Annotated in this window: 9 protein-coding genes; all 9 read left to right on the top strand. The window is 53.4% G+C overall.

Annotated features, from left to right (window positions below; genetic code table 11):
- Positions 1 to 442: 442 nt before the first annotated feature.
- A complete protein-coding gene (locus WC259_RS07775; RefSeq protein WP_372644093.1) occupies positions 443 to 664 on the top strand; it encodes a hypothetical protein in 222 nt (73 codons plus the stop codon).
- Positions 665 to 668: 4 nt separating this feature from the next.
- Positions 669 to 1,016: a J domain-containing protein gene (locus WC259_RS07770; RefSeq protein WP_372644090.1), complete on the top strand. Its 348-nt coding sequence runs from the start codon at positions 669 to 671 to the stop codon at positions 1,014 to 1,016.
- A complete protein-coding gene (locus WC259_RS07765; protein ID WP_372644087.1) occupies positions 1,013 to 1,939 on the top strand; it encodes an AAA family ATPase in 927 nt (308 codons plus the stop codon). Before WC259_RS07770 ends, WC259_RS07765 begins: the two co-directional genes overlap by 4 nt.
- Positions 1,929 to 2,132 carry a hypothetical protein gene (locus tag WC259_RS07760; RefSeq protein WP_372644084.1) on the top strand — a complete coding sequence of 68 codons (204 nt, stop codon included), beginning with the start codon at positions 1,929 to 1,931 and terminating at the stop codon, positions 2,130 to 2,132. Before WC259_RS07765 ends, WC259_RS07760 begins: the two co-directional genes overlap by 11 nt.
- Positions 2,114 to 2,935, top strand: coding sequence for a hypothetical protein (locus WC259_RS07755; protein ID WP_372644081.1), 822 nt, complete (start codon positions 2,114 to 2,116; stop codon positions 2,933 to 2,935). The genes WC259_RS07760 and WC259_RS07755 overlap by 19 nt, the downstream gene beginning before the upstream one ends.
- Entirely contained in the window at positions 2,928 to 3,206 is a 279-nt protein-coding gene (locus WC259_RS07750; RefSeq protein ID WP_372644078.1) for a hypothetical protein, read from the top strand. Before WC259_RS07755 ends, WC259_RS07750 begins: the two co-directional genes overlap by 8 nt.
- A complete protein-coding gene (locus tag WC259_RS07745) occupies positions 3,199 to 3,447 on the top strand; it encodes a hypothetical protein (protein WP_372644075.1) in 249 nt (82 codons plus the stop codon). The genes WC259_RS07750 and WC259_RS07745 overlap by 8 nt, the downstream gene beginning before the upstream one ends.
- Positions 3,447 to 3,623 carry an AbrB/MazE/SpoVT family DNA-binding domain-containing protein gene (locus tag WC259_RS07740; protein ID WP_119194367.1) on the top strand — a complete coding sequence of 59 codons (177 nt, stop codon included), beginning with the start codon at positions 3,447 to 3,449 and terminating at the stop codon, positions 3,621 to 3,623. The genes WC259_RS07745 and WC259_RS07740 overlap by 1 nt, the downstream gene beginning before the upstream one ends.
- A gap of 241 nt (positions 3,624 to 3,864) precedes the next feature.
- Entirely contained in the window at positions 3,865 to 4,077 is a 213-nt protein-coding gene (locus tag WC259_RS07735) for a hypothetical protein (protein WP_012984042.1), read from the top strand.
- Positions 4,078 to 4,199: the final 122 nt, after the last annotated feature.

The raw sequence follows: 4,199 nt of genomic DNA, 5'->3' as shown, positions 1-4,199 counted from the left end.
CCCCCGAAAAACCGTCCGAACCGTCCGTACTGTCCGCTTTAGCTTCAAATCCGGCGGACAGTAATAAAGAAGGCTCCAAATACTGTCCGCCATACTGTCCGCCAAAATCTGAAGCTGACCCAGGCGTGGGGGCGGACAGTAGGACAGAGCGGACAGTAACTGGGAAGGAATGAACAAGAGGAGGCAATGCAGGTGAATAAGAAAAAGCGACGGACGCTCTATGAATGTGCTCACGCACGAGTGGGAACCGGAAGAATCTATTGTAGTCAGAAATATCCGTTATCCCAGGCATCCCTCGACGGCAGCATTGATGTCCATCACCTGGAAGAAGGAAAGCAACTGGCCCCGAAAGTATGCCAGCAATGCGGCGACTTCGACTGCATGGGACAGCCGGTGCCTGAAGAAGAAAGAGGCTGGCTCAACATGAAGGAGGTGAAAGAACATGGCCCAATTGATAGGCAAGTTCTACGAGAAGCTGTGGCATAAAGTAGGCGGGAAACCGTGGACGGAAATAGTCCGCGAAGACCAGAAGGCTTCACCCTTGATGTACCTGCTCATCTTCCTGGGACTGGGAATACTGGTGGCCAGACTGGTCGGCAAGAACTGGTGGCAGATACTGGTTGGGTTCCTGCTGGGGATTCTTTGCGGACACTTCTGGTGGTGAAGCCATGAAAGACCAGTTCAGGAAGGCACAACAGAAAATGACCGACGCTACGGCGGATATGATGTCCGAGTGGTTAAACCAGATGCTCGAAGGACTGCGTAACGACCCGGTAATCGGGGAGCTATGGTCAGCCATGAAAACGGAAAATCAATCTCGTCAACAGGCGGTAATTGACCCTTACCGGGTCATGGGACTGGATAAGACGGCCGCGGATGACCAGGTGAAGAAGCGATACCGAGAACTGATGGTCAAGCTGCACCCCGACACCGCCGGAGTAAAGGGAACGGAGTTTCTTTTCCAGCTTGTGATGGCGGCATACCAGCAAATCTCAAAAGAAAGGGGGTGGCGATGATGAAAGATGGGGACATGGAGCTACTAGTCGAGATAGCCAGGTTTGAATCATCCGTAGACCTGGAGAAGGAGTACCACATCGGGTGGTCGTGGCGGCATGTGCGTATCTGGCCGGCAACGCTTAGCCGTCTCTTCAAGGACGGCTATCTGGACAATGTTTTTCGCTCCAACTCCTTTACCGGATACAAGCTCACAGAAAAAGCTAAAGCCCTGGTTTTAGCTAACCAGCAAGAAACCTCCGCCGAACCTCAGCCAGCCCCACCGGTGAACCTTGGCGACGACCTCTTCGCCGACATCATAGGTCATGAAGACGTCAAGGCTCTCCTCAAAGCTACCTTACTTGCCGAAAAGCCGGTGCACATCATGCTGACTGGTCCACCCGCCCTGGCCAAGACTTTGTTCTTGTGGGACATCGAACAGACCTTTGGCGAGCAAGCAATCTGGCTGGTAGGGTCGGCTACTTCCAAGGCAGGGTTGTGGGACCTGGTAGCCGAAAGGGAGCCGAAGATACTCCTGATCGATGAGATGGACAAGATGAACGCAGTGGATATGGCAGCCCTGCTAACCATGATGGAAGGCGGCAGGCTGGTCAGGGCAAAGAGAGGCCGGGAACTGGACATCAACAATCCACTCAAGGTAATTGCAGCCAGCAACCGGCTGGAAAGGCTTTCACCGGAGCTGCGCTCCCGCTTCGCCATCCGTAAGCTCAATCCTTATAGCCGGAGCGAATTTCTAACGGTAGTAAAGGGAGTGCTGGTCCGCAAGGAAAACCTCACGGATGAGATGGCTGAAGAAATCGCCAGCAGACTTGACGGGCGAAGCCAGGATGTCCGTGATGCTATCCGGGTGGCGCGGTTGGCTCCCCAGGTCGGAGTAGATAAAGCCATAAGCCTCCTGCTGGGAGGTGAAATGAATGAGCATTAAGCCTGAGACCGGTGACCGGTCGGCAGGCAATTTAGCTACGATTTTAGGAATGGTGAGCGTGGTAAAAACCAGACCAATTAGCTACGAATGGTCTGACCAGTATGAAGCCAAATTAGCTTTGAACGTTAAACCAATAATAACCACCTTAGCTTTGGTGGTTGGAAAGGAGGGGAAATGGAAGACCAGTTTTTAGAAGAAGTCAAAAAACGCAAGGATGAAGGGCAATCGGAAAGACAAATGGCCACGGAACTGAATGTCAGCCGCAGCAAGGTTCGGACTGCACTTCAGGATCTCAAACTGTCCGAGTCCGGAAATGCCCTGGTACCCGAGGACAAATTGCGAACGATTATCCGGGAGGAGCTGGAGAGGGTACGTAACGGAGAGGAAGAAGAGGCTAAAACCAGCGGCGAATTCCCTATCATCCGCAAGATGGGCGGTGGCATGGAGATGATCGCTCCGGAGGCAGTGCTCAAACACTACATGGGCGGGACCCCGGAAGGTGAGGTTGAGCTTAGAGCCATTATGAAATTCCGGGCAGCCATGCTGATGGTGATGGACCTCGTTAATATCCAGAAGGGCTCGGCTGAGGCTGACGCCAAGCGCATGGAACCTATTCTGAGGCTGATGAAAGAAACCCGCGAAGAGCAGGATGCGGCAGCGTCAAGAGCCAAGGCTTCCACTGAGGAAATCGCCGAACGGACCGCCCAGGCGACAGCAGGCCAGCTCTTTGGAGCAATCTCCCAGAACAACGGCCAGGTAAATAGCACACTTGCCCAGATCAAGCAAATGGTGGGTGGACAGTCGAACGACCCTTTCAGCCAGGTTGTAAGCATGCTCCAGTCCATGCAGCAGATGTCCCAGATGTTCGGGATGCCTTTACCCGGCATGATGCCGGGAGGTGCGCCGGCAGGCGGACAGCCGGGCGGGCAAGCGCCGTCGGACCCACCGCCGATTGAAAAACATACCGCAAAAGAATGGGAGGAAAGAAATGTTTGATTTTATGCAAATGGCCAACTCACCACAGTCCAGAGATATGCTCTTCCGGATGATGAGCAAACAGATGGGGCAGGCTCCCCCGGAGGTAAAAGAGGCAATCTCAAAGGTCGAGATTGCCATTAAAAGAAATGAAAGGGGCTTTGAGCTGCATATTGGGCAGAGCGAGAGTCCCCAGGTCGAAAAGATGCTCCAGGAATCAACCGACAGCTGGATTGAAATACTCAGCCGTGGCTTTCAAGCCGTTGGTTACAAGGTGAAGATTTATGAATAATTGGTTTTCCCCTGTCCAGTGGCTGGTGTTCCTGGCCCTCTGGAGGATGTCTTATGAAACTGCCAATGCAAACAGACACAGTACGACCGAGAAGAGCTTCCTGATTGAAAGAAATCCTCCAGACGAAACCCATAATCCGCGGGAGAAGGAGTGGGCGGCGAAGGCCGTTACGAAGTATGCAGACGCCCAGGAAAAGAAATGGCAGCGCTGGAACGAAGCTATGTTTGAGAGGTCTGATTGATGCCACTCCTGGTGGAAAGGAAGCTTTTCCGAATCGGTGAAGGCGGGGTTGCCATCACCCTGCCCAAGGCCTGGATAAACTACTGCCACCTCAAACCCGGTGATACGGTCGAGGTAGTGGTAGATGGAGATCTTGTTATCCGTGTCAAAGTGAAGCCGGAAGAGAAGCTTATATAAGCCCTTATAGACTTGTAGGCCGCAGGGAGAGGCTGTACGCTTTTAATGAAGCCCTGCGAGCTTGCCGGTGAAAGTCGGCTCGCAGGGCTTGCTTTATTACCGGCAGCTTCGGGGCTTCAGAAAAGGGGTTAGCAACCTGGACCGGAAGGGTTCAAGGCTAACCCCTTTTTCCTTTTCGGACGGGTTGCTCGCCTCTATTACCCGGCCGCGACCGGGTACGAACGAAAGAGGAGGTGCCCACATGGGTAAGTACGCAAGCTGGAACGAATTCGAGAAAAACGTCCCTATTACCTACAAAGAGAAAGCCACTCCCGAGGCTTTCCGCACCGGAATGAACGGCATTGCACCGACCGGGCTGAAGGTAAAAGAGGGGCGGGTCAATCATTACCGCGATGGGGTGGATGGGAAGGGCGAGGTCGTGGTCGCCGGCTACAAGCGCGCTATGTTCGAATAGTGCTCTTACCGCTTGATGTCTATCCAGGTGAGGGCACTACCCTTATCGGTTTTACCGCTATCGCGGTAGCGGTGAAGCTGATGGAACGGATGAGCATCGAGCCTGAAGATTAAGTTTAAGGA

The sequence above is a fragment of the Dehalococcoides sp. genome, from assembly GCF_041654235.1.
In the GTDB taxonomy this organism is placed as follows: domain Bacteria; phylum Chloroflexota; class Dehalococcoidia; order Dehalococcoidales; family Dehalococcoidaceae; genus Dehalococcoides; species Dehalococcoides mccartyi_B.
This window is presented reverse-complemented; position numbering and strand designations above follow the sequence as displayed.

Excerpts from the sequence above, each read along its gene's own strand:
- WC259_RS07775 (WP_372644093.1), top strand. The coding sequence starts at position 443 with ATGGCCCAATTGATAGGCAAGTTCTACGAGAAGCTGTGGCATAAAGTA.
- WC259_RS07770 (WP_372644090.1), top strand. The coding sequence starts at position 669 with ATGAAAGACCAGTTCAGGAAGGCACAACAGAAAATGACCGACGCTACG.
- WC259_RS07765 (WP_372644087.1), top strand. The coding sequence starts at position 1,013 with ATGATGAAAGATGGGGACATGGAGCTACTAGTCGAGATAGCCAGGTTT.
- WC259_RS07760 (WP_372644084.1), top strand. The coding sequence starts at position 1,929 with ATGAGCATTAAGCCTGAGACCGGTGACCGGTCGGCAGGCAATTTAGCT.
- WC259_RS07755 (WP_372644081.1), top strand. The coding sequence starts at position 2,114 with ATGGAAGACCAGTTTTTAGAAGAAGTCAAAAAACGCAAGGATGAAGGG.
- WC259_RS07750 (WP_372644078.1), top strand. The coding sequence starts at position 2,928 with ATGTTTGATTTTATGCAAATGGCCAACTCACCACAGTCCAGAGATATG.
- WC259_RS07745 (WP_372644075.1), top strand. The coding sequence starts at position 3,199 with ATGAATAATTGGTTTTCCCCTGTCCAGTGGCTGGTGTTCCTGGCCCTC.
- WC259_RS07740 (WP_119194367.1), top strand. The coding sequence starts at position 3,447 with ATGCCACTCCTGGTGGAAAGGAAGCTTTTCCGAATCGGTGAAGGCGGG.
- WC259_RS07735 (WP_012984042.1), top strand. The coding sequence starts at position 3,865 with ATGGGTAAGTACGCAAGCTGGAACGAATTCGAGAAAAACGTCCCTATT.